The sequence below is a fragment of the Arthrobacter sp. 10N43 genome, from assembly GCF_056394525.1.
Map to the genome: position 1 here is coordinate 378351 of NZ_JBFTIA010000001.1, position 23335 is coordinate 401685.

Annotated in this window: 21 protein-coding genes and 2 pseudogenes; 16 read left to right on the top strand and 7 right to left on the bottom strand. The window is 64.4% G+C overall.

Features of this window, described 5'->3' with window-relative positions:
- The first annotated feature begins 141 nt into the window (after nucleotides 1-141).
- Entirely contained in the window at nucleotides 142-360 is a 219-nt protein-coding gene (locus tag AC1DDO_RS01690; protein WP_441410720.1) for a three-helix bundle dimerization domain-containing protein, read from the top strand.
- Nucleotides 361-561: 201 nt separating this feature from the next.
- Complete coding sequence (locus AC1DDO_RS01695) at nucleotides 562-1257, top strand: alpha/beta hydrolase (protein ID WP_476866489.1); 696 nt, start codon at nucleotides 562-564, stop codon at nucleotides 1255-1257.
- Between the two features lie 169 nt (nucleotides 1258-1426).
- On the opposite strand, the gene AC1DDO_RS01700 is transcribed toward AC1DDO_RS01695, so the two are convergent.
- A complete protein-coding gene (locus tag AC1DDO_RS01700; RefSeq protein WP_476866490.1) occupies nucleotides 1427-1936 on the bottom strand; it encodes an SRPBCC family protein in 510 nt (169 codons plus the stop codon).
- A gap of 776 nt (nucleotides 1937-2712) precedes the next feature.
- Here AC1DDO_RS01700 and AC1DDO_RS01705 point away from each other — a divergent pair.
- The 3 genes from AC1DDO_RS01705 to AC1DDO_RS01715 all read left to right on the top strand — a co-directional run bounded on the left by AC1DDO_RS01705 (nucleotide 2713) and on the right by AC1DDO_RS01715 (nucleotide 6842).
- Nucleotides 2713-4911: an MMPL family transporter gene (locus AC1DDO_RS01705; RefSeq protein WP_476866491.1), complete on the top strand. Its 2199-nt coding sequence runs from the start codon at nucleotides 2713-2715 to the stop codon at nucleotides 4909-4911.
- A gap of 99 nt (nucleotides 4912-5010) precedes the next feature.
- Complete coding sequence (locus AC1DDO_RS01710; protein ID WP_476866492.1) at nucleotides 5011-6186, top strand: sensor histidine kinase; 1176 nt, start codon at nucleotides 5011-5013, stop codon at nucleotides 6184-6186.
- Nucleotides 6183-6842, top strand: a complete 660-nt coding sequence (locus AC1DDO_RS01715) for a response regulator transcription factor (protein WP_476866493.1) — start codon at nucleotides 6183-6185, stop codon at nucleotides 6840-6842. The genes AC1DDO_RS01710 and AC1DDO_RS01715 overlap by 4 nt, the downstream gene beginning before the upstream one ends.
- A 185-nt stretch (nucleotides 6843-7027) precedes the next feature.
- Here AC1DDO_RS01715 and AC1DDO_RS01720 read toward each other — a convergent pair whose 3' ends face one another.
- The 3 genes from AC1DDO_RS01720 to AC1DDO_RS01730 all read right to left on the bottom strand — a co-directional run bounded on the left by AC1DDO_RS01720 (nucleotide 7028) and on the right by AC1DDO_RS01730 (nucleotide 9148).
- Entirely contained in the window at nucleotides 7028-7756 is a 729-nt protein-coding gene (locus AC1DDO_RS01720; protein WP_476866494.1) for a diacylglycerol/lipid kinase family protein, read from the bottom strand.
- Between the two features lie 213 nt (nucleotides 7757-7969).
- The gene (locus AC1DDO_RS01725) at nucleotides 7970-8284 is read right to left on the bottom strand and encodes a Dabb family protein (RefSeq protein WP_476971292.1); all 315 of its coding nucleotides are present in this window, start codon (nucleotides 8282-8284) and stop codon (nucleotides 7970-7972) included.
- Nucleotides 8285-8566: 282 nt separating this feature from the next.
- Nucleotides 8567-9148 (bottom strand): TetR/AcrR family transcriptional regulator, encoded by a 582-nt coding sequence (locus AC1DDO_RS01730; RefSeq protein ID WP_476971293.1) that lies wholly within the window; start codon nucleotides 9146-9148, stop codon nucleotides 8567-8569.
- A 114-nt stretch (nucleotides 9149-9262) separates the two neighbouring features.
- On the opposite strand from AC1DDO_RS01730, the gene AC1DDO_RS01735 reads away from it, so the two are divergent.
- From AC1DDO_RS01735 to AC1DDO_RS01765, 7 genes are all read left to right on the top strand, one after another.
- The gene (locus AC1DDO_RS01735) at nucleotides 9263-10909 is read left to right on the top strand and encodes an FAD-dependent oxidoreductase (protein ID WP_476971294.1); all 1647 of its coding nucleotides are present in this window, start codon (nucleotides 9263-9265) and stop codon (nucleotides 10907-10909) included.
- Nucleotides 10910-11399: 490 nt separating this feature from the next.
- The gene (locus tag AC1DDO_RS01740) at nucleotides 11400-12281 is read left to right on the top strand and encodes an aldo/keto reductase (protein WP_476866498.1); all 882 of its coding nucleotides are present in this window, start codon (nucleotides 11400-11402) and stop codon (nucleotides 12279-12281) included.
- A 36-nt stretch (nucleotides 12282-12317) separates the two neighbouring features.
- A complete protein-coding gene (locus AC1DDO_RS01745) occupies nucleotides 12318-13334 on the top strand; it encodes an aldo/keto reductase (RefSeq protein WP_476866499.1) in 1017 nt (338 codons plus the stop codon).
- On the top strand, nucleotides 13331-13702 hold the full coding sequence (locus AC1DDO_RS01750) for a nuclear transport factor 2 family protein (protein ID WP_476866500.1): 372 nt from the start codon (nucleotides 13331-13333) through the stop codon (nucleotides 13700-13702). Before AC1DDO_RS01745 ends, AC1DDO_RS01750 begins: the two co-directional genes overlap by 4 nt.
- Nucleotides 13703-13760: 58 nt before the next feature.
- The gene (locus AC1DDO_RS01755; protein WP_476866501.1) at nucleotides 13761-15341 is read left to right on the top strand and encodes a Na+/H+ antiporter; all 1581 of its coding nucleotides are present in this window, start codon (nucleotides 13761-13763) and stop codon (nucleotides 15339-15341) included.
- Nucleotides 15342-15874: 533 nt separating this feature from the next.
- Nucleotides 15875-16495: a helix-turn-helix domain-containing protein gene (locus AC1DDO_RS01760; protein WP_476866502.1), complete on the top strand. Its 621-nt coding sequence runs from the start codon at nucleotides 15875-15877 to the stop codon at nucleotides 16493-16495.
- Entirely contained in the window at nucleotides 16492-17052 is a 561-nt protein-coding gene (locus AC1DDO_RS01765) for a DUF6036 family nucleotidyltransferase (protein ID WP_476971295.1), read from the top strand. Before AC1DDO_RS01760 ends, AC1DDO_RS01765 begins: the two co-directional genes overlap by 4 nt.
- 154 nt (nucleotides 17053-17206) lie before the next feature.
- Here AC1DDO_RS01765 and AC1DDO_RS01770 read toward each other — a convergent pair.
- Nucleotides 17207-17635 (bottom strand): annotated as a pseudogene (locus AC1DDO_RS01770) (transposase); the annotation flags it as partial.
- On the opposite strand from AC1DDO_RS01770, the gene AC1DDO_RS01775 reads away from it, so the two are divergent.
- Both AC1DDO_RS01775 and AC1DDO_RS01780 read left to right on the top strand, forming a co-directional pair.
- Nucleotides 17616-18023: an alpha/beta hydrolase gene (locus AC1DDO_RS01775; protein WP_476866569.1), complete on the top strand. Its 408-nt coding sequence runs from the start codon at nucleotides 17616-17618 to the stop codon at nucleotides 18021-18023. The pseudogene AC1DDO_RS01770 and the gene AC1DDO_RS01775 sit on opposite strands and share 20 nt — an antisense overlap.
- Nucleotides 18024-18469: 446 nt before the next feature.
- Complete coding sequence (locus tag AC1DDO_RS01780; protein ID WP_476866504.1) at nucleotides 18470-19777, top strand: DUF2252 domain-containing protein; 1308 nt, start codon at nucleotides 18470-18472, stop codon at nucleotides 19775-19777.
- A gap of 516 nt (nucleotides 19778-20293) precedes the next feature.
- On the opposite strand, the gene AC1DDO_RS01785 is transcribed toward AC1DDO_RS01780, so the two are convergent.
- Nucleotides 20294-21034, bottom strand: a complete 741-nt coding sequence (locus AC1DDO_RS01785) for an alpha/beta fold hydrolase (protein WP_476866505.1) — start codon at nucleotides 21032-21034, stop codon at nucleotides 20294-20296.
- Between the two features lie 210 nt (nucleotides 21035-21244).
- Complete coding sequence (locus AC1DDO_RS01790) at nucleotides 21245-21994, bottom strand: alpha/beta fold hydrolase (protein ID WP_476866506.1); 750 nt, start codon at nucleotides 21992-21994, stop codon at nucleotides 21245-21247.
- A 328-nt stretch (nucleotides 21995-22322) separates the two neighbouring features.
- Here AC1DDO_RS01790 and AC1DDO_RS01795 point away from each other — a divergent pair.
- Nucleotides 22323-22541, top strand: a pseudogene (locus AC1DDO_RS01795) (recombinase family protein); the annotation flags it as partial.
- Nucleotides 22542-22639: 98 nt separating this feature from the next.
- Complete coding sequence (locus tag AC1DDO_RS01800) at nucleotides 22640-23332, top strand: histidine phosphatase family protein (RefSeq protein ID WP_476866507.1); 693 nt, start codon at nucleotides 22640-22642, stop codon at nucleotides 23330-23332.
- The last annotated feature ends 3 nt before the right edge of the window (nucleotides 23333-23335 follow it).

Below are 23335 nucleotides of genomic sequence, written 5' to 3' on the forward strand. Positions count from 1 at the left end.
GCTCGAATACGGTGTCCCGCCGTCGAGGTGGCCCTTGGGGATCAGCCGCGTGCGCGGACCCGCGACCTTGGGCCGGCCCTGCCGCGGCAACCCGCAAGTAAACTGATGGACGCCGCGGGTGCCTGCCCTCAGACTGTGTGAATGGACGACACGGAAAAGAACGACACCATCGCCAAAGTCACGGACCGGCTCGCCGCACGCTTCCCCGACGCACCCCGCCCCATGGTTGCCCAGGTCGTCGGGGAAGAATATGAATCTCTGGATGGCAGCAGGATCCGAACCTACATCCCGACCCTCGTGGAACACGGAGCCAAGAACAGACTCAACGGCGAGTTTGCCGCCCAGACCGCGGCAAACTGACATCACCGGAGCCACGATCCGAGGCAGCCAGGGACGAAAAGCTGACGCCCTTGGCTGGGGGCTTCGTCCTGAGCCGTGGAACAGGCGACCAAAGGCGGTCTGGCGTGGCGTCTGGGCAATTCCCGGTCAACGGACCCTAGTAGCGTGACGGCAGCCGGGCTAGCATCCGGCTGTTACTGCCTTTCGAAACAGGAGAATTCCATGCCCGAAGAATCAGTAAAGAACGTCGTGCTCGTCCACGGCGGCTTCGTCGACGGATCAGGCTGGCAGGGCGTCTACGACCTGCTGACCGCCGACGGTTACAGCGTCAAGATCGTCCAAAACCCGACCGTCTCCCTTGCCGGCGACGTCGCCGCCACGAAGATGGCGATTAATGCTTTCGAGGGCCCCGTCGTGCTCGTCGGCCACTCCTACGGAGGCGTCGTCGTCACCGAGGCCGGGACCGAGGAGAACGTCTCAGCCCTCGTCTACATCGCCGGGTTCGTCCCCGACACGGACGAATCGGTGAACACCCTGATCGCCGATCCGCCGCCCGGCGCGCCGGTGCCCCCGATCCTTCCGCCCCAGGACGGGTTCCTCTTCCTGGACCGCGAAAAGTTCGCCGCCTCATTCGCCGGAGATGTACCGCCAGGGCAGGCGGCCTTCATGGCAGACTCGCAGGTCCCCTGGGGCGTCGACGCCCTCCAGGGAACAGTCACCAAGCCCGCCTGGCGGGACCGGCCCAGCTGGTACCTGCTCACCACGGAAGACCGGATGATCCCGCCTGCCGCGCAGCAGGCAATGTCGGCACGGGCCGGTTCAGCGGTCACCGAGGTGGCGGCAAGCCACTCCGTCTACGTCTCCCAGCCTCAAGCCGTGGCCTCAATCATCAAGGAAGCCGCCGCCCAGCGCCGGTAGCACTCCGAAGTCCACTTCCGACCACTTGCACAAGCCCCGAACCCACATGGTCCGGGGCTTGTGTGGCGCAACGTCAGGCCGCCACCAGTGGAGCCGTCGCAGAGCATGGCCGAGAGGACGACCAGACGGCGCATGGCTCTCATGGACGCTCGCGCAGTGTCGATTCAGCTTATGAGCCCGTGGGTCGAAGGTGTCGGCTGAGAATTTCGGCGCGTTTCCTGACGGCGTTAACGTAATCGATGAAAGCCTGCTGCGTGTCGGACACGAACTCCCAGAGCAGGAGACCGCAAAGCGGGCCCGTGAACTCTTCTTTTACGCTCAGGTGTGTCGTGCCGCCGCCCACGGGTTCAAGTGTGAAGGTGCGCACGCCGGTGAGCAGGCCCAGGGGCATGCCCTGGGTCCAGGTCATCACTTCGCCGGGCATCTGCTGGACGTGCAGCCGGATGGTGCGGTTCCCTCCGGTGTGGGTGCGGATTCTGATGGTGCCACCGTTGCGCAACTCGCCCCTGATATGGGTGATGCCGGATTCCCAGACGGTGTAGTTCCGCGCATCGGTGATAATGTCCCAGACGGTGGAGCTCCGGGCGTTGATCAGTGTCCTGGCCTCGACGGAGTGCCTGGACTTACCTTGTCCCTGGCCGGGAGGACGCCGGGTTGTGGGCACCTGGTCTGTAGACATCAGCCCGCAGCCCAAGGCATTGGTCGCGCTACAGGACCTCCGTCGCGGCCATACAGGCGGCCGACGTCGCCATGGCCGACAGCACCGGCAAGGGGCAGCACCGTGTTCCGGACGCCCCTGCCACCGCGGCCCTCCGCGGGCGGCAGGCCGTGCAACACCGGCACGACGTTCCCTACTGGTTCTTCTGACAAGTGGATTCTCCTTTTCAAAACGGAGTGATAGCCGGATATTAGCCCGGCTTCCTGAGCGCAACCAGAGTCCATTTGACCAGTTCATGCCTCGCAGCCGCCGCCCGGCCCGAGTCCGCTGCGAGCACGCCCTCGACGGCCGGGAACCAGACGGTCCCCTGACTCAAAGGAAGAGCCAATCGAGGACAAGGACAACCCCGCTGGATGTATAGGTACAAGGCCAACGACGCCCGCCACCCACACAACTTCATCGGCCACCGCGGCGGCCAGGCACCAGCCGCAACAAGCGTCAGAGAGGGCCCAGCCGGGGCAATGTACACACGTTAAAAGCAAAACCCCTCTGACGAGGGAGGATGCTGTGCCCGAGTAAGCCGGGGTACGGCCGGTCAGCCGCAGCATCCGGCGCCCTGCGCCGCTCAGGCCCTCGCAGGCCGATCGCAGTATGGCCTTGCGCCAGGACTACTCCAAACGCAGTACATCGATCGATCGGATCGAACGATTCCTGCGAGACGGCATTTGGGGAGCATTAGAGAGTAGCCAGCCGCCCCAACGGTGCAGCGGCACCCCCTAAATACCTTGGAGTGCATCATGCCTAATGTCCTTGCCGCGATCGGGCGCTTCAGCGCCCGGCACCGGTCCATCATCATCGCCGCGTGGGTGTTGATCTTCGCGGTGTTCACCGGCATCACCGCCACATCGTCCGACATGAGCGGCTCGACGGGCGGCATGCCCGCGACGAGCGCAGCGAATGCCCTCGCGACAGTGCAGCAGAAGTTCCCCGACATGAACAGCAACCCGGACAAGAAGACGCTGCAGCTCGTTATCGAGACACACGGCAGCGCGAAGGTCACCGACGCTGACACGAAGGCGGCCATCGACTCGACCCTGACCCAGGCCGAAGCGCTGCCGCACGTGAAATCGGTCAGCGACCCGTACAACGTTCAACGCCCCTTCATTTCCAAGGACGGCACCACAGTCGTGTCCACCCTGGAGTTCACCGGTATCACCGATGACAATGCCGCGGAAACCTACGAAAAGGTCGTCGGCTTCGCCCAGGACCAGGGCTCCCAGTTCACCACCCAGGTCGGCGGAGCCATCGCGAAGGACAGCTACGCAGCGTTCGGCCCTGGTGAGGCCGCTGGTATCCTCATCGCGTTCCTGGTGCTGCTCATCACGTTCGGGTCGCTGGTCGCGGCCGGCGCAAATATGCTCGTCGCCATCTCCGGCGTCGCCATCGGCACGATCGGCGTCGTCGCCTGGTCCGCGGTCCATCCCATCGACTCCACCACGATCACCCTGCCGAGCATGCTGGGGCTGGCAGTCGGAATCGACTACTCCCTCTTCATCCTCACCCGGTTCCGCGCAGAACTACGCGCCGGGCGGACAGTCGACGACGCCGTGTCCCGCGCCACCGGGACTGCCGGAACGGCCGTCATCTTCGCGGGCCTGACCGTGATCATCGCGCTCGTCGGTCTCTGGATCACCAACATCCCCGCCATCCGCGACATGGGCCTGGCCGGGGCCTTCGCCGTCATCGTGGCCGTCTTGATGTCACTGACGCTGCTGCCCGTTCTCATGAAGTCCCTGGGGTTGAAGGCGCTCTCGCGCAAGGACCGCAGGAAGCTGCTGGACGGCCAGATCCAGGAAACAGAGCTGACGCGCCGCTCCTTCGTTGGCGGCTGGAGCAAGGCGGTCACTCGCCGTCCTCTGCCGATGCTGCTCGGAGCAGTGGCGGTCCTCGCCATCTTGGCCGTTCCGTTCATGAGCATGAAGACGGCCGCGAACATCCCCGGCGGAAGCAGCCCCGACTCCACCCAGCGGCACGCCTACAACCTCATCGTGGACAAGTTCGGCGGGGTGCAGTCGCCCCTGATGGTCCTGGCAGAAGGCGACAACATTTCCGGCCGGATCAAGACCATCGAGACCGAACTCACGGGACTCGACCACGTCGCCGCCGTCATTCCCGGCGCCGTGGACCGGGCTGGCGACGCGGCCCTCATCACGGTCATTCCCGCCGGAGGCCCCATCGACGAGGGCACGAAAGAACTCGTCCAAAACATCCGCGACGACGCCTCCAGCATCAGCGGAGTGCACCTGGAAGTTACCGGTGAGACCGCGATCGGTCTCGACGCCACGGCCCTTATGACCCAGGCCCTGATCAAATACGTCGCCGTGATCGTTGTCCTCTCCTTCCTGCTGATGATGGTGATGTTCCGGTCGCTGCTCGTGCCCCTGTTCGCCACCGCGGGGTACCTGCTCTCGCTCGGAGCCGCATTCGGAGCTCTCACCGCCGTGTTCCAGTGGGGCTGGCTCAAGGGCATCATTCAGGCACCTCAGGGCGACCCGATGATGAGCCTGCTGCCGATCATCCTTGTCGGGGTGCTGTTTGGCCTGGCCATGGACTACCAGGTGTTCCTCGTCTCACGTATCCGCGAGGAATACGTCGGCGGCCGGTCCCCGAAGGACGCGATCATGACCGGTTTCCGAAAGTCCGGGCCCGTGCTCATTGCTGCCGCGCTGATCATGGGCTTCGTGTTCGGCGGCTTCGCCTCCAGCACGATGACGTTCGCAGCCGAGACCGCGTTCGGACTCCTGGTCGGAGTCCTGGCCGACGCCTTCCTGGTGCGAATGATCATCATGCCGGCCCTGCTCTCGCTGGCCGGACACGGTGCCTGGTGGCTCCCGGGATGGCTCGACAAGATCCTGCCCAATCTGGACACCGAGGGCCACGGCCTCGGCGACGCGCACGAGGACGCCCCGGAGGAACGCGCTCTCGTGAACGCCTGATGACCACACCATGACGGAAGGGCCCCGCAGCACTGCGGGGCCCTCTCTTCCGTCCCATTGCAGAACAGGAAGAAGCAGCGAGTGAACGATAATCATGGGATGACATCAAGCACCGCCGCGTTGGCATCGCCGACGCTGGCATGGTTTCTGCGCGGCCAACTCCTCGACCGTGTGGTTCTGATACTGAGCTGGGCCGCTGTTGTCACCGAGATCTTCGTGCTGGGGCTGTCCGGTGAACCGCTTCTCGGCTACACGGGGGTCGTTCTGGTGGCGGCGGGCCTCATCCTGGGCCGATTCCACCGCATGCCCGGATTGATCGTCGTCGTGCTCGGCGCGGTCGCGGCAGCCCTCCTCGCGACCGAGTTCGTGGCGATGTGGACTGTCGTCGTCTTTACCTTGTTCTCCGTGACCGTCCGAGGTACCCGCGCCATAGTCGCGCTGCTGATCGCCGGCATTCCTGTGTACATCTCCCTGGTGATCCGGGAGCACTGGGACTTTCAGGCGTCCGGGGCCCTCGTGGCCTCGGCATGCTGTGCAGTAGGTGCCGCCGTCGGAAGCGCTGTGCGCGCCCAGCAGGGATACCTTGAGTCCATGAAACAACGCGCGCTCGACGCCGAAGCCACAGCTGACCTGGCTGTCGCACGCGGAATCGCTGACGAGCGGGTGCGCATAGCCCGCGACCTCCACGACGTCGTGGGCCATGAGGTCGCCGTGCTCGGGATGCATCTTGGCGTGGCCGAGGTGAGCCTCCCCGCCGGAGACACGGCAGCCCGCACGGCGCTGGAATCTGCCCGTGCCAGCGTCCGCCGTGTGCTGCACGAAACGCAACTGATCCTCGCTGTGCTCCGCCGCGGCGGCGATGACGACGATCCGCACCGCCCGACACCTGATCTCGCGCAGATCCCGGCACTGATCGAAACGTTCCGCGCCGCGGGTGTAGCTGTGGATTTCGACATCGACGCAGACATCGGGGAGCTGGATCCGACGGCGGGCCTGGCTGCCTTCCGGATCGTGCAGGAGGCACTGACGAACGCGCAGCGGCACGGCCGGGGACCGGTGAAACTGGCCATCCGCTCTGCTGACGGACACCTGAGCATTGTGGCGGAGAACGATTGCGCAAGTACACGGAAGACCAGCGGTGAGGGCAGAGGCTATGGATTGGTGGGGATGCGTGAACGCGCGCGCTCGGCCGGAGGCCGTTTGACTATCGATGACGACGGCGGCAGGTTCCGCGTCACGGCGACCCTGAAGACGGACGGAGGGATGATCCAATGATCCGCGTACTGATTGTCGATGACCAGGAAATGATCCGGGTCGGCCTGCGCGCGATTCTGCAGGCCCAGCCCAACATCACCGTGACGGCCGAGGCCGGCGACGGACTGGAGGCGGTCCGCCTGCTCGGCGAACTGGACGTTGACGTGGTCCTGATGGACATCCGCATGCCCGGCGTCGACGGCGTGGAAGCGACCCGCCGGATCCGGCAAAGCATCCCGGCCGAACGCGTCCGCATCATCATCCTGACAACATTCGATCACGACGAGACCGTCTTTGCCGCGCTGCGGGCCGGAGCCAACGGCTTCCTCAGCAAGGGTGTGGGACCCGCAGAACTCGCGGCCGGAATCGAGGAGGTCGCCGCCGGAGGTGGTGCCCTCTCCGCCACTGCCGCCGCCGCGCTGATCGACCGGGTCGCCGAGGAGCGGCAGGCCGACGTCGACCCCGCCCTGACGGACTTGTTCTCCGCCCTCACGCCCAAAGAGCGCGACGTCGTCATCGCTATTGCCACGGGCCAGACCAACCAACAAATCGCCGAAACCATGTTTGTCTCGCCCTATACGGTCAAGACCCACGCCAACCGGGCCATGACGAAGGTGGGAGCCAGAGACCGCGCCCAACTGGTTGCCTATGCGTACCGTGCAGGTCTCGCTTCCTGACCCACCTGATGCCTCTCACGCGGGCATACCTTCCAGGGCTTCGTTCGCCGACATGTCGCGCGGCTCCGAAGGCTGTTGACGCATAGAAACCATAGGATCGGCCATGCCCTGCGGCTGGACGGAATGGCAGCGCACGATCAACCCGGCCCGCTGAACGTTTGTGCAGAGGCCGTAAGCGAGCCCCATCAGTTCCCCGTCCACCTGCACCGGTCGCGGTGTTTCGCTGCGTGGGACGGCTGGGAGAGGACTAGCCGGCCGTCGACGCGCACTGCGGTGGTTTCCATGACGAGCCCAAGAGCGCGCGCCCCGGAGACCAGGTACGCCGCGTGCCTCAGTCGCTGCTTCATTTTCTGACCAGCACCAGCCATCATCGCGGCATCGAACCCGGTACCGGCCATCACCAGGAACAGGTGACGCTCGGTGTACAGGTCGTCACCTGTTCGGTCGAGTTCCAGCCAGCCGGCGTCCACAGCACGATCCTGCCCCTCGCAAATAATGCGAACGGCCGCTGGGGCATCGTTGTGTGGGACTCCGAGGTTACGGGCCAGCAGGTTTCCGGTACCTGCCGGCAACAGTCCCAACGGCATACCTGTTCCCATCAACTCCTGGGCGACCGTGCGGATCGTCCCGTCACCCCCGGCAGCCAGCACGATGTCCACGCCGGCGGCCGCGGCCCTTCGGGCCTCCTGATGTCCCCGTGTCGCGGCAGTCGTCGGAAACCAACGCGGCGGAATCCATCCGTGGCGTCGGAATTCCTGATCCACGCGGGCCCGGAACCGCATTAACCCAACCGGATGAGCGAACTTCGTCGGGTTCACCACGACGGCCGCCCGGGCCGCCCTGCGCGGGGCCGCTAAAGTGGCCTCCCGAAGCAGTGGGGTGGTTGCGGCTACATCACATTCGTCCAGGTGCATACATCAAGGTTCCCGGGAAGGGCATCACCCCACATCGTCTTCGCGGACCGACCCAAGTACTTCAACCGCAGTACATGATCCACGGCGGCTTGGCACCCACGGCCGCATAGTTTCGGCGACCAGTGTCGCGTTCCTCTTTTCCGGGGCATCAGGGGCTGGCGAGGTGTTCTGCCGGCGAAGGAGTGTCGCCACCGGCGTAGCCCTGCCAAACAGTCAGGCTCTGTCGATGAAGTCGTACTCCTGGAAGTCCGACACTTCCGGCACCCATCGGGTCTGGACAAAGGCGACGTGGGCGGGGTGGGAGTCGTACGCGGCGTAGGCGGCCCGATCGGGGAACGTCATCGCGAACTGAAAACGGAGTGGGCTCTTCGGGCTGACCTGACGGGAGATCGCGAAGCCCATGACATCGGGGATGGCTGTGAGGGTCGACTGCGCTGTGGCGAGGAAGTCGGCTTCCATCGCGGAACCCTCGGGGTGGACGAGTGAGAAGACGACTGTGTGACGGATCAAGGTTTCAAGCCTTTCCATTTGAGAATTCCGACGAGAGCGCAGTGCCGCTCCGGGCCCGCGTTACCTGGGTCGCTCACCATTCGTGGGGAACCTGAGTCCCGGAGGAGGGCAGGCCCACCGTCTGGACGGCGCTGTCATCAGAATATCTGATTTGTCATTGGCCTTTCCGTACTGCCTGCTGGTCGCCAGTCACGTCGTCGGCGCCGAAGATCGCAGCCGGTCTGCAGGTTCGTGCCATCGACGATTGGGCGCCGCTGGCGGCGCCGTCCCGTCGTCATGAGGAGACATGCCCGGGCCGGCTCAGCCGATGAGTTGTGCGAACGCCTCGTCCACGGCCTGCCAGGGAGCCGTTCCTGGCTCCTGCTCCACCCACCAGATGAGCCCGGCCAGTGCCGTGCTCTGTACGGACCACGCGAACACTTGGGCGCGGAGGGCGTCGACGCCCGGTTGCGATACGGCGAAGTCGTAGAGGCTCTGCCGCCACAGCTGGAACGGGGCCGAGGTGCTGCTCTGCAGCTCAGGGGTCCGTCCGACGATGCGGATCCGGTGTTGGGCGCTCGGGTGAACGTCGCCGTCGCGAATCATGTCCACAAGGGCCGTGCGCGCGCGCTCGAACAGGGGGGCCTGCGGTGAGGTCCGCTCCAGGGCATCCGTGAGGATCCGGAACGACGCCGCGAGCGGGCCCCAAACGATGTCCGCCTTCGTCGGGTACCGGCGGAAAATCGTGCGCGCGGTGACGCCTGCTTCGGCGGCGACATCGGCGACGGAGACCTCGTGGAATCCGTGTTCGGACCAGAGGCGCAGGGCGACAGCCTCGATCTGTTCAGCCGTGACGACGACCGGGCGCCCGCGAGGTGCCTTCGGTGTCGCGGCGTCGGTCATGGCACCACTCTAGTCCCCGGGATATTTATGTCATAGAGTGACGCAAATAGGCCTGGCGTCGGTCGGGCTGCATCCCACCCGGACACAGGGGTCCGGGAAGCGAAGGAGCAAGGCATGTCAGAGTCGCAGTTCTTTGACCACAGCTATGACGTCGTCGTCGTCGGCACTGGTGCCGCGGGACTGGCGACAGCCATGGGCGCCGCAGACGAGGGCCTGCGGGTCCTCCTGCTGGAAAGCACGGGCAAATGGGGCGGCAACACGTCCATGTCCGGGGGCGGCATGTGGCTGCCTGACAACCCGCTCATGCAGCGCGACGGTGCCGGCGACTCCCGCGAGGAGGCGCTGACCTATCTGGAGGCGACGGTCGGCGATGAGGGTCGCGCCACGACGCGAGCCCGCAAGGAGGCATTCGTCGACGGCGTCGCCGACTTCATCACCACCGCTGAGAAGTACGGCGTGACATTCATGCGTGCGGCGGACTACCCCGATTACTACCCCGAGCTCCCGGGCGGCAAGATCGGCCGTGGCCTCGAGGTGAAGCCGTTCGATATCAAGAAGATCGGTGACTGGTGGAAGACGTGCCAGGCGCCCGCTGCGCTGCCGGTCAAGACCGACGACGTGTGGCTCCTGGGGCGCGCCTGGTCGACGCCGGCCGGCTTCGTCCGCGGGGCGCAGCTCGTCTTCCGCGCCCTCGGCGGCGTGGTCACCGGCAAGAAGCTCGGCGGCATCGGCGCCGGGTTCGCCGCTGCGTTCCTCGATGTCGTCGTGCAGAAGCAGGGTGCTGAGCTGTGGCTGAATGCACCGCTGCAGGAACTCATCGTCGAGGACGGCCGTGTCGTCGGGGCACGGATCACGCGTGACGGCAGGCCCATGACCATCGGCGCGACGCGCGGCGTGATGCTCGCCGGCGGCGGCTTTGACCACAACAAGGACCTCCGCCAGAAGCACCACGGGATCGACGGCGCCCCGTCGGGGGCTCCGGGCAACCTCGGGCGCCCCATCGAGATCGCGCAGGACAACGGCGCCGCGCTCGAGCTCATGGACGACGCGTGGTGGGGTGGATCGATTGCCGCAGCGCCGGGCCACGGCCCCGCGTTCATCGTCGGAGAGCGTTCCCTGCCCTACTCGATCATCCTCGACGCCGAGGGTGACCGGTTCGCGAACGAGTCCGAATCCTACGTCGACCTCGGTCACCACATGCTCGAGCACGACAAGGACGGCCCGTACTGGTTGGTCGGCGACGTGCGCCATGCCCGGCGTTATCTGCGCACCTTCGCGATCGACCCGAAGAACAACAAGGCCATGAAGGAGGCGGGGATCATGGTCAAGGCGGACACCCTCGCGGAGCTCGCCGCGAAGCTCGACATGGATCCCGCCCGTCTGAAGTCGACCATCCAACGGTTCAACGGCTTCGCTCGGACCGGCGTCGACGGCGACTTCGGCCGCGGCAACTCAGCCTACGACCGCTACTACGGCGACCCGACGGTCCACCCCAACCCCTGCCTCGGCCCGCTCGAAAAGGGCCCATTCACCGCCTTCCAAGTGGTGATCGGAGACCTCGGCACCAAGGGCGGCGTCGTCACCGACGCCGAGGCCCGCGCGCTGCGCGAGGACGGTACTGTCATCGAGGGCCTCTACTCGGCGGGCAATAACTCCGCCTCGGTCATGGGGCGGACGTACCCCGGCCCTGGCTCGACCATCGGACCCGCCGTCGTGTTCGGCCTGCGCGGTGCCCGCCACATGGCACGCCAACGCGGCTGAAGGCGCAGCGACGGGAGGCACAGTCCGCATCCCGTCCCTCGGCTTTGTCCCCCGGCACCAGTTGGTCTTCGGCCGGGGACCTGAAAGTCACACCAGACAGATCTGGCGGCCGCAGGAACTCGTGTCAAACACTGGACTCCCTCGGAAACGTGCGGAATCCGGTCCGAAACGGCACCAGTACGACCCTGTCCGAAGCCCAAAGTGCGTCACTTTGGACTGTCGGAGGCGAGCGAAACGAGCATCGGCCGCGCCCATTCCGTCCAACCAATCGCCGTCATCCAGGACCAATACTCACTGTGGATGCGGGAGCCTGAACCCACGAGGTTCGGGGTTTGCGATGAGCTCGGGATCGGACTGGCCTGGCTGCCAGCCCAGAAAAACCCGCGGCAACGACGGGCGGCACGCCTCGCGGTGCCGCCTCCCGCTCGATAGAGGTAATGATGTGCCCTCCCACAAATGCGCACCTCTGAATACCGTGAAAGGCATGGAAATGAAACTTACTCTCAACAACGGCGTCACCATGCCAGCTCTTGGTCTGGGCGTCTTCCAAAGTGCCCCCCAGCAGACCACGGCCGCAGTCGAAGCCGCGCTTGCTGCCGGCTACCGGCATATCGACACGGCCGCCGCGTACGGCAACGAGCGGGAGGTCGGTGAGGGCATCCGCAGCTCGGGCCTGGATCGTTCGGAGGTGTTCATCGAGACCAAGGTCTGGGTCAGTGACTACGGCTACGACCAGACCCTGCACGCCTGGGACAAAGCGACGGGCAAACTCGGCGTCGACTATCTGGACCTTCTCATACTGCACCAGCCCGCCCCCGACCGGTTCGAGAAAACCGTCGCCGCGTACAAAGCCCTGGAGACCCTACTTGCTGACGGGCGCGTGCGGGCGATCGGCGTCAGCAACTTCATGCCCCACCATCTGAAGCAACTTCTCGACTCGACCGACATCGTCCCGGCCGTGAACCAGATCGAACTGCACCCCTACTTCACCCAGCCGGACGTACAGGCAGCCGACGCCCAACACGGGATCCTCACCCAGGCCTGGTCACCGATCGGAGGCATCACCTTCTACCCCGGATGGGGCGAGGATCGCCGGAACGTCATGGAAGACCCGACAATCGCCACCATCGCACGGGCCTACGGCAAGAGCCCGGCACAGGTCATGCTCCGGTGGCACCTGCAGCAGGGCCGCTCAGCCATCCCGAAATCGACCAACCCGGCACGCATCGCCGAAAACTTCGACGTATTCAACTTCGAACTCAGCGCCGACGAACTCGCCGCCATCGACGCGCTCGACACTGGAATGCGCAACGGACCTGACCCCGACGAGGCCCGCGAGGAACGCTTCGCCATGGTCATCCCCGAAGCCTGAGACCCCAGAAGCCTACGACAGAGAGAAGGAACCATCATGGAATACCGTCTCCTCGGCCGCACCGGTGTGCAGGTCAGTCCCTTGTGCCTGGGTGCGATGATGTTCGGCCCCTGGGGCAACAAGGACACCGCCGATTCCATCCGCATCATCCACCACGCCCTCGACGCGGGCATCAACTTCATCGATACCGCCGACGTCTACTCCGGCGGGGCATCAGAGGAGATCGTCGGGCAGGCGCTGGAAGGACGCCGCGACGAGGTGTTCCTCGCCACGAAGTTCTTCATGCCCATGAGCGAAGACCCCAACCAGCGGGGCGGATCCCGCCGCTGGATCATCCGTGAGGTCGAAAACTCCCTCCGCCGCCTGAACACCGATTACATCGACCTCTACCAGGTCCACCGGCCCAGTCCCGATACCGACGTCGAGGAGACCCTCGGCGCCCTCACCGACCTCGTCCGCCAAGGGAAGGTCCGTTACATCGGCTCCTCGTCGTACTCAGGATCCCAGATCGTCGAAGCCCAGTGGGCATCCCGGGAACGCAACCTGGAGCGGTTCGTCACAGAGCAGCCGCCCTACTCGATCCTGGTCCGCGGCATCGAGGAAGACGTCCTCCCGACGGTGCAACGTCACGGCATGGGCACCCTCACGTACAGCCCGCTCAGCGGCGGGTGGCTCTCGGGGCGCTGGCGGAAAGACTCGGCGTCCGCACCCACCTCGTCAGCCCGCCCCAGCGCTCGGTTCGACATGACAAGCCCGGCCAACCAGCGAAAACTCGACATCGTCGAAGACCTCGCCCAGCTCGCCGAACAAACCGGGCTCACGCTCATCGAGCTGGCCATCGCGTTCGTGATCAACCACCCCGGCGTCACGGCCGCCATCGTCGGACCGCGCACCATGGAACAGCTCGAGTCCTACCTGCCCGCCGCGGACATCAAACTGAGCACCGACGTGCTGGACCGCATCGACCAACTCGTCGCGCCCGGAGTGACGGTCAACCCGGATGACAACAGCTACGGTACCCACGACCTGACGCCCGTGGCGCGGCGACGGTGACAGACGCGACAGCAGCGGCGGTGAGAGCGCTCCATGATGCTCTTTGCGAGGCGATGGTCGGTCTGGACGTGGCAGAGCTGGCCAGCATCCTGACCGACGACTTCACCCTTACTCACATGACCGGATACGTACAGTCAAAGTCGGAATGGCTTGATGCCATGAAAACCGGCCAGATGCAGTACCACCGGATGGAAACAGTCGAGGCCACCATCAGCACTGAAGGGACCACTCCCCTTTTGACCGCCCGCACACTCACCGACGCCACCATCTGGGGATCGAGGGCAACTTGGCGACTGATGTTGCGTTCCTGGTTCGAACCCCATGGAGACGGCTGGGTCATTACACGCACGGTCGCATCCACCTGGTAAGTCCCACGGAGCGCGTCCAGTTGACCAGAGCAATAGAACACAATCGAAAGGAGACGTCGTGGAGGGCCTGGAAACCGTCGTGCTCCTGGGAGTGACCGTGCTCGCGGGCGCGATCCTGGCTCCCAGGCTCCGGGTCGCCGCGCCCTTGCTGCTGCTGGTCTTCGGCCTTGTCCTTGGCTTCGTCCCGCAGCTGCGGCAGATCGAGCTGCCACCGGAGACAGTGTTGCTGATCTTCCTGCCGGTCATGCTGTTCTGGGAAAGCCTGACCACCTCGCTTCGCTCGATCCGGCGGGACCTGCGCGGCATCGTCTTGCTCAGCACACTGCTGGTCGTCGCGTCCGCTCTCGCCGTGGCAGGCGTGGCATACGTCCTCGGCCTGCCGTGGAACGCTGCCCTTATCCTCGGTGCGGCTCTGGCTCCTCCGGACGCGACGGCGGTAGCAGCCCTCGGGCGGATGCTGCCGCGGCGGAATTTCATGTTGCTCAAGGCCGAGAGCCTGACCAATGACGGTACGGCCCTGGTGCTGTACGCCATCGCCGTGGGTGCGGCACTTGGCGGCAGCTACACGCCGGTCAATATCGCCGCCCTGTTCGCCCTCTCCTATGTTGGAGGGGCGGTCGCCGGAATCCTGGTTGCAGGAGCGGCCTACCTGCTTCTGGTCCGAGTGCGCGACCCGCTCGTCATCAACATTGCCCTGCTCATCACTCCGTTCGCTGCTTTCCTGCTCGCCGAAGCGGTTGGGGCATCGGGCGTGCTGGCCGTCGTCGTCGCCGGGTTGATCATTTCCTTCACCTCCAGCCGGATCAGCACGGCAGCATCGCGCCGCCAGACCGAGTCCGCATGGCCCCTCGGTTCCTACCTTTTGAACGGCGCTTTGTTCGTTCTCATCGGTCTTCAGGTGCAGGCTACGGTTCACGAGATCAACCCTCTTGACGTGGGCCGCCTTCTGCTGTCCGCAGTTGCCGTTTGGCTGGTGCTCATCATCGTCCGGTTCGTGTTCCAAACCGTGAGCATCGCTGTCATCCGAATTCTGGACAGGCGTCCCTCCCAACGCCACTGCCGGATGACCTACCGTGCACGGGTCGTCAGCTCCATTGCCGGGTTCCGCGGAGCCGTATCCCTTGCGATCGCATTGTCCGTGCCATCGGCGCTCAATGACGGCAGCCCGCTCCCCGGACGCGACGACATCATCTTCATCACCGCCGGCGTCATCGTGTTGACCATGCTCGTCCAAGGCCCGCTACTGCCCGCAGTAGTCCGCTGGGCCAAGCTTCCCGTTGAGCCCGAGGAGGAAGAACTCCGCCTGGCCGAACTGGCAATCGCTTCCGTAGCCGTCTCCGCCCTTGACGAGCTCGCTCACGAACTCGGGACGAGCTCAACTGTGCAGAGCCGGCTCGCGGACGAGTATCGATCCCACCTGTCGGTCGCACAGGCGCTGAAAGCCGGGTCCGATCCGGCGACCACCACGCTACCGCGGCAGGAAGAAATAACGCTCCGTCAGGCCGTACTCGAGAGGAAGCGGGAAGTACTTTTGCAACTCCGCCTCGCCGGCACGGTCGATGACACCGTCGCCCGGCGACTGCAAACCAGGCTCGATGTCGAAGAACAACGCCTCATAGGCGTCGAAAACATCGACTGACAGTCTGCCGAGCAACGGACCATGCATTCCAGTCCGCGCGGACACTGGGAAGTCCCGGAAATATAAGGGATCCGACCCACATACGACGGAGTCCGAAGCCCAAAGCGTGAACTTTGTACACACCCGCAAATTCGACGCTTCAAGCCTCCCAACCACCGACCGCACCCTACGTTGAAGGGGCGCGGTTCCTCGTTGTGCTGACAAACAATCCGAGATTCCGACCGGGTCTGAGGCATCGAACGGAGGGCACGCCCGCTGGCACTGGCTCCCGCGTATAGGGCCTGGCCGGCATCCAATCTCTCCACAGAGGTTGTACCTCCCTTCGGCAATCTCATTACGCAATCGACCGAGATTCAAATGACCGATCAGAAACGTTCCACCGATGCGCACGGCCGCGCACATCCCGACTGAGACCGTGGCAGGAGGAGGCGGGGCGGGCCAGCGTAGATTTCAGGCTGTTAGCGGCCAGAGCTCCATCCTCAAAAATACACTTGTAACCATTCGGTGACATAATGGACGGTAGAAGGGATGCCATGACACTCGAAACGATCATCGAGACCCCCGCGGCTGCGGGCGCCATCATTCGCGCCCGGCGAAGTGCCCGCGGGTGGTCCCAGCAGGCCCTTGCGGACATGGCTGGGGTGTCACGGAAATTCCTCATCGACCTGGAAGCAGGCCACGACCGCGCCGAACTCGGCAAGACTCTGGCCGTCCTGGCCGCCGTCGGCCTCTCCTTGGCCGCCACCGATCCCATCCCCCGCGGCCGCGACCACGACCCGGCACGGCGCGACTATGCGGCAACGTTTACCCGGCTCATCTCCGAGCGGGACTTTGAGTTCGCCATCAAAATGCTCGCCGACTACGCCACCGCATCCCTCACCGCCGGCACCCCGCTGCTCCAGCGCAGCCCCCGCCTCAAGGACGCGCACTGGTCAGCGGCCCTTGCCGGAATCACCAACTACACCGCGCACCGCCTCGGCCAACCAGCGCCATCCTGGACGCGACGAATCAAGCCCCTCGACGCGGCGTGGATGCCGGCAGAGTCCTACCGCAGCATCCGAACACCTATGAAGGAAATCACTCGCGCCGAAACACCACCGGAACTCGCAGCTTTGAACGTCTTCATCCGCGAACGCAGCCTGGCCACCGCATGACCGGCGGAGAACTCACCGCCGCACAAATTTGGGCCCTCCTCCATGAACTCGGCCGACGCCTGCAGGCCGCCGGCGCCCACGGCGACATCAAACTAGTAGGCGGTGCCGCCCTCATCCTCCAAGGCATCGGCAACCGCCCCACCGCAGACATCGACGCCAGCTACGCCGACCCACACACCATCCACGCCGTCGTCGCCGATATGGCGGCAGACTACGACCTCGCCCCCGACTGGTTCAACACCAACGCGTCAGCCTTCGTCCCCGACAACGCCACCTGGGTCGACATCGAACAGCTCGACGGACTCACCATTCAGGCTGCAGACACCGAAACCCTCCTGGCCATGAAAATCGCAGCCGAACGCGACAAAGACACCCTGGACATCGCCCGGCTCCTGCGCCGGCTCAACATCACCATCGCCGCCGACGCCGTCGACCTCGCCTACGACAAGTACGGCGAACACTCCGTCCCTCTCGCCGCCGGACGTGACAACTACCTGATCGTCGTCGACGACGCCCTCGACGCGGCGACCGCACTCCAACCCGAAACCGACAAATAAGTCACCCGTCCCGAACGATCGACACTCCAAGCAGACCCAATTTCGAACCACATACGGGCTCCGCGGCAGCAATTGTCAAAACGCTCCCCCGCCCTTTATGACCCACTTCTGCGTCGCGGGACTGTCCGATTTTCGGTGGATCCACGGTGGGCATTTAGTTGATTTTTCCGTCGAAGCTGATGGCAAAGGCGTTGAGCGCCGGCTTCCATCGTGTGGCCCATCGTGCCGTGCCCTGGCCTGTTGGGTCCAGTGCCCGGGTGGTGAGGAAGAGGCATTTCAGGGCCGCTTGCTCGGTGGGGAAATGGCCCCGGGCCCTGACCGCGCGCCGGTAGCGGGCGCACGTTTGGACCACCGCCAGCGCCCAGACCCTGGTGATGGCTTCGGGGAGTCCCTAGAGCCCGTCGCAGACCGTGATGCAGACGTCATCGACGCCGCGGTTCTTGATTTCGATCAGCACCGAGAGCCAGAACTTTGCCCCTTCCCCGCCGTCTCCGGCCCACAGCCCGAGGATGTCGCGTTCACCGTTGACACTGACGCCGATAGCGACGTAGACCGGCCGGTTGGTGACCTGCCCATCGCGGATTCCGCCGCTTCAGCCGGAGCTGCGAAAGAAACTGCGGGGCCACCGCGGTTTCTGGCAGTTCACCCCGGCAACGGTGGAGCGAATGAACCGAAACTACGCCGGATCACCTCAGGCCATGAACGACCCCCGCGCCTTTCCGGGCGGGGCAGACGTGTCACGGTTCCCGAACACCCTGATCCTCACTGACGAATTCGACACATTACGCGCGTCTGGCGACGCCTTCGCTGCCGAACTGGCAACCCACAACGTGCCCGTCGAGAACGACTATCTACCAGCAACCCGGCACGGCTTTCTCAACAAACCGGGAACCCCCGCCATGAACGCAGGACTTGACCGCATCGCGTCCTGGCTCCAGGCAACGACCCGGTCCCTAAACGTCAACGTTTGATCGCCAGCTCATCCAGCCCGGGCGGCCACACATCAGATGCCTGTTGTTGGACGGCATTCCGAGACAGTGGTCCTTGCCGCGCCGGGAACTCCCGAAGCCCGGGGCGATCCCGCCCGCCTGTCTCGAGGGCGTGTCGGTGACGGTCAAATGTCCCGTCCGCAGACGCTTGTGGCTTTCGGCGGTAAATGGCGGCGTTTTCACAGCGCTATTTGGCGCATGGTGCAGTCCGGAAGGGGATCCCCTATCGGACGGCCGCACTCTTGGCACGGGCCGGAAGCTTTTGCGCATCGGCAGGCTGAGCCCATGGCACCGGGGACGCGGCGCGGCCGCATGCAGTTCGGCCACACGGAGTAGTCCTGGATGCGTACGCGTTCAATAAGGGCTGGCTGATCACCACCTCGCTCTGGTTAGTTGCGGAACCGGGTGCGAGCGTCCAAAATGACCTCATGCCTGCCGAGTCCTACTCCGCACCGGTTCGTGAAGAGCTGCAGTTGAGTCGTGCTGATGCGTATGCCCGCGGCCGCCAACTGCGCCGGACCACGCCGCGTAGTGCACTGGCCGAGCGGAGCACGGCACATCGTGACGCCGTCGCTCATATCCGCGAACAGAACGAAGACCGCAACCAGGAACTGGTGCCCTTGCGGATGGAGCGCATGCTCGAGAACCCCTTCGCGTTCTACCGAGGGACGGCCGGGCTGATGGCCATGGACCTCGCCCGCGACTCGCACTCGGGGATCGTGGTCGCGGCATGCGGTGACGCGCACATCAGCAACTTCGGCTTCTATGCCTCCCCGGAACGCAAACTCGTCTTCGACCTCAACGACTTCGACGAGGCCGGCGCAGCCCCGTGGGACTGGGACCTCAAACGGCTCATCACGAGCGTGGTGGTCGGTGGAATGCACGCCGAGTACACGGAACGCGAGGTGCGCAAGGCAGCACAAGGGACCGTAAGGGCGTACCGCAGCGCACTGACGACGATGCTGGAACGAAACCCGTACGAGCGCTACTACATGCATAGCAACGTCAAATTCGCCCGCAGCCTCCTGAGCGCGGACGCCCATAAGGTGCTGCACCACGCGATCAGGACGGCCAGGACGCGCACCAACAAGCGGGCCGTGCGTCGTACCACGCAGATAGACCACGACGGTCGCCTGCGTTTCGTTGAACGGCCTCCGGCAATGACGACTGCTCCCTTGCAGAACACCGACGTGGTACCGCGCCTGTTCGCCGAATACCGCCACACGGTCAGTCTCGATGTCCGCACCGTTCTGGCCCAGTACACCCCCACCGATCTCGCCCGCCGTGTGGTCGGCGTCGGGAGCGTCGGAACCCGTTGTTTCCTGCAGTTGCTGCAGTCCCCCGATGGGGATGCGCTACTGCTCCAGGTGAAGGAGGCCGGGCAGTCAGTGTTGCAACGTTACGGCGGCATCCCGCAGCCGAGCAGCAGCGCGCAGGATGTGGCAGCGCATGGTCAGGGTACCCGCGTGGTCCAGCTCCAACGGGTGCTGCAGGCAGTGTCGGATCCGTTCCTAGGGCATCTGCAGAACGACGGACGCGACTACTACGTGCGCCAGTTCCATGACATGAAAGGATCGATCGACCTGGCGGGACTCGACTTTGTCCCGTTCTTCGACTACGTCCGCACGTGCGCACTCCTGCTCGCACGCGCCCACGCGCAAAGCCCCGCGGCAGGCCAGATCCTCGGCTACCTGGGCAAATCCGAGGCCGCCACCGAAGCTGTTGTCGACTGGTAGTTCAGCTACGCCCGGCAATCGCTGCTCGACTATGAGGCCCTTCGCGCTGCGCACTGACCGTCAGGTGCGGACACTGACCACCTGCGTTCGTGCCACCCGGCCGGGGCACTCGCGTCCCTCGCCGGGAAGCACGCTACCTTCCCCGGGCAACTGGTCTTCGGGACATTCGCCGCCCTCGCCGAATTCGAACTCGAACTCATCTCCGAACGCACCATCGCCGGCCTCTACAGGTCAACCCCCGAAGTCGACGACCAAAGAACCTGACCAACCTGCCGAGCTGATTGCACCCTGGCTATCAGGGAAGAAAGTCGAATCGCGCCGCCACCCGCAGTCGATCCTCGTGCGCTCACTTCACAACACATCTTAAAAACGACCGTTGGAGAGACATCGCCAACCACTTTCTTGGAATACATCCCGATGTGAATCGCAGCGGTAGGTGGCAGCTTTTTCGTGGAGCTTTTTGTCACCCCTTGCCGCTCCTGAGTCCGTCCGTGAATGGTCAATGGTGATGCGCAGTCAGGGGGTGAATCCGATGATCTGGCCGTGAAGCGTGGACGCGATAATGCCGGGTTGGCTGAACGGGATGTCGTGCGCAGCGCTCTGCACTGTGCGGAGAGTGCTGCCAGGAAGCGCCGATGCGGTCAGCTCGGCGGATTCGTGCATGAGTTTTCGTTCGTTCGCTCCAACCAGTACGTCGACAGCTCCCTGATAGTCGCTCCATGTCGCGGGCAGCGTGAATCGGATGTTCTCGCTCACGCTAGACAGGAGGGTTTCGCGAGTCGTTGCGGTGCTGTCGTGAAGGTAGTCGTCCAAGAGGTGATTGGGGATACCGAGCTGGTGTGCTTGGGCCGCCGCGAACCGCCAATGCCGAGCGAGCGGTGCAGCCAGGCTGAGCAGTGCGAGCGTAGGTCCGGGAAAGGGAGCGGGTTTTGTTTCAGCGCTGACAACGACGACGCCCCGCACGAGGTGGGGTAGCTCGGAAGCGAGCAGGATCGCGAGCTGGGCTCCCATGGAGAAGCCGACAACGTGGGCTCCCTGCGGGGCGTGGCGTGAGATGACGCCGGTGAGCCCTTGCAGGGTGTCTTCATGTGAGATGTACGGCTGTGCTGCGCTACGGCCGAATCCTGGGAGGTCGGGGACGATGGATTTCATGGTCGGCCCTAGCAGCTCGCGCAGGGGTCCCCACATCCATCCGCTCACGCCGGCCGCGTGAATCATTAGAATCGGATCGCTGCCCTCGTCCACGTTGACGTACATCCGGTCATCATCGCAGAGCGGTTGATCGCACACGCGAGGCGATGAGGCCCCTAAGCCGATCCCTCAGCGGACGTGCGGCATCGGACGGCCCGTTGGACGGCACTCTCAAGAGGGGTGAGGGTTAGGCGAGATTGGGGGTGAAACCCTGTGCCGTCCGGGGCTACGAGGATAATTCTCCGCATGGAATCGCTTCGCGCCAGGATCCCCTCGTTATGCCGCCAGAGGGATTTCAAGCAGAAGATGGGCCAATGCTTGTGGCGCGATAATCATGGCATCGTGGCCCGAAGGAAGTGTACGCCGCTTCCAGCCCGGTTCGTTTGGCGGTAGTGTGCCTCGCGTAAAGATTCGGCGGAACAACCAGACCACCAGCCCGCGGCGGGTACATTCAATGAATGTGTGAGGAATCGCGGCAACGACGTCTTCATGGGCGATATGTACGGGTTGGATAAATGTCTCTAGAGGTTGGGGCGTTATTTTGGAGCGCACGAGGCTCAAGTCTGGTTCTTTCGTGACGCCAAACAGCCCGCCCCTGCCGAGACGGCCTTCCCGGGGCGGATTGACGCGCCAGCCATCCCCATTTCTTTTCGCATCATGCCGAATCATTGTGCCTACGTGTGCGATGTCGACGATAGATTGGCCGTCGTGCGGGACGACGGCATCTAAGTAGACGAGATGGGCGACGCGATGTGGAACGCGATCCGCAACCCCTGTGATCACCATGCCGGAATAGCTGTGGCCTACGAGGATCACATGCTGCAAATCTTTCGTCTCAATGAAGTTGATCACATCCTGAATGTGAGTATCGAGTCCAATTTCAGGGGCCAAGAGTGCCGCTTGTTCCCCCAGACCCGTAAGCGTCGGAGTGTATGCGTGATGACCTGCCGCCTGTAGCAAAGGAACTACCTTGTCCCAGCACCATGCCCCATGCCACGCACCATGAACTAAGACGTAAATTGCCATCTCATCTCACTTACTTGCTTGCTTGCTTGCTTGCTTGCTTGCTTGCTTGCTTGCTTGCTAGCTTGCTAGCTTGCTCAAAGCGTGGCAATAATATCCCTCGCAAATAAATCATGCATCGCCCGAGCCTATGGCCACTCCTGCCATTAGGTGTACGCACGGGTCCCTACTTTCGGGACCCCGAGAAGGCCCGCAAGCCGGTCCCCCACCGGCGCAAGCGCCAGCCAAGATTTCCAGATCACCATCGCCGTCTTTCCGCGGCCGGCCGATTCCTGTAAGACCCGCCCGCAAAAATGCCCGGTGACGGGGGGATAACGGTACATTCAACATCATGACCGGGCTGCTGATCGGATAAGCCCGCGTATCCACCAACGACCAAGACCTAACCGCCCAGAAGAATGCCCTTCTCGCTCTGGGAGTGGCACCGGACAAGACCTTCACGGACCAGGGCCTCACCGGCGCCAACCGGGCACGGCCGGGACTCGGGGAAGCGCTGGCCGCCTGCCGAAACGGGGACACCCGTGTCGTGACCACCCTCGACCGCCTGTCCTCCATGCGGGGGTCGACTACGGTCGGGGGTTCTTGCTGTGCCGGTTTTTCCGGTTGTACGGTTCACACTGCCATCGAGCGGGTGGTTAGGCTGGGTGGATGGCGACAGTTATTCTCGTGAGGCATGGCCGCACCACAGCCAATGCCACCGGACTGCTGGCCGGTCGGGCCGTCGGCGTCAGCCTGGACCAGATCGGGCGGGACCAGGCGGCTCTGACCGGAGACCGGCTCGCAGCCGTGCCCGTAGTCGGGGTGGTGTCGAGCCCTCTTGAGCGTTGTCAGCAGACCGCCCAGCTCATCCTCGATCGCCAGGCCGGCACGCCTTACGCGCCGGTCGATCTCGATCTCACCGAGTGCGATTACGGGCAGTGGCAGGGCCGCACGCTCAGTGATCTCGCGACCGAGGATTTGTGGCCGGTTGTGCAGTCGCAACCGTCCGCCGTCGTTTTTCCCGGCGGTGAATCCATGGCCGCGATGCAGGCTCGGTCGGTGGCTGCGATTCGACGCCACGATGCAGCCTTCGAAGCCGAGTACGGGCCAGGGGCCGTGTGGGTGGCGGTGAGTCACGGTGACATCATCAAGTCAATCCTCGCCGACGCGCTCGGCATGCACCTTGACCTGTTCCAGCGCATTAACGTGGGCCCCGCCTCCGTATCGATCGTGCGCTACGGCGCTAATCGGCCGAGCGTCTACGCGACCAACACCGACGGCGGTGATCTGTCGTGGCTGTCGAACGGCATCCACTCTGGCGATGCGCCGGTGGGCGGCGGTGCAGGGCAAAAGGCGCCATGAACC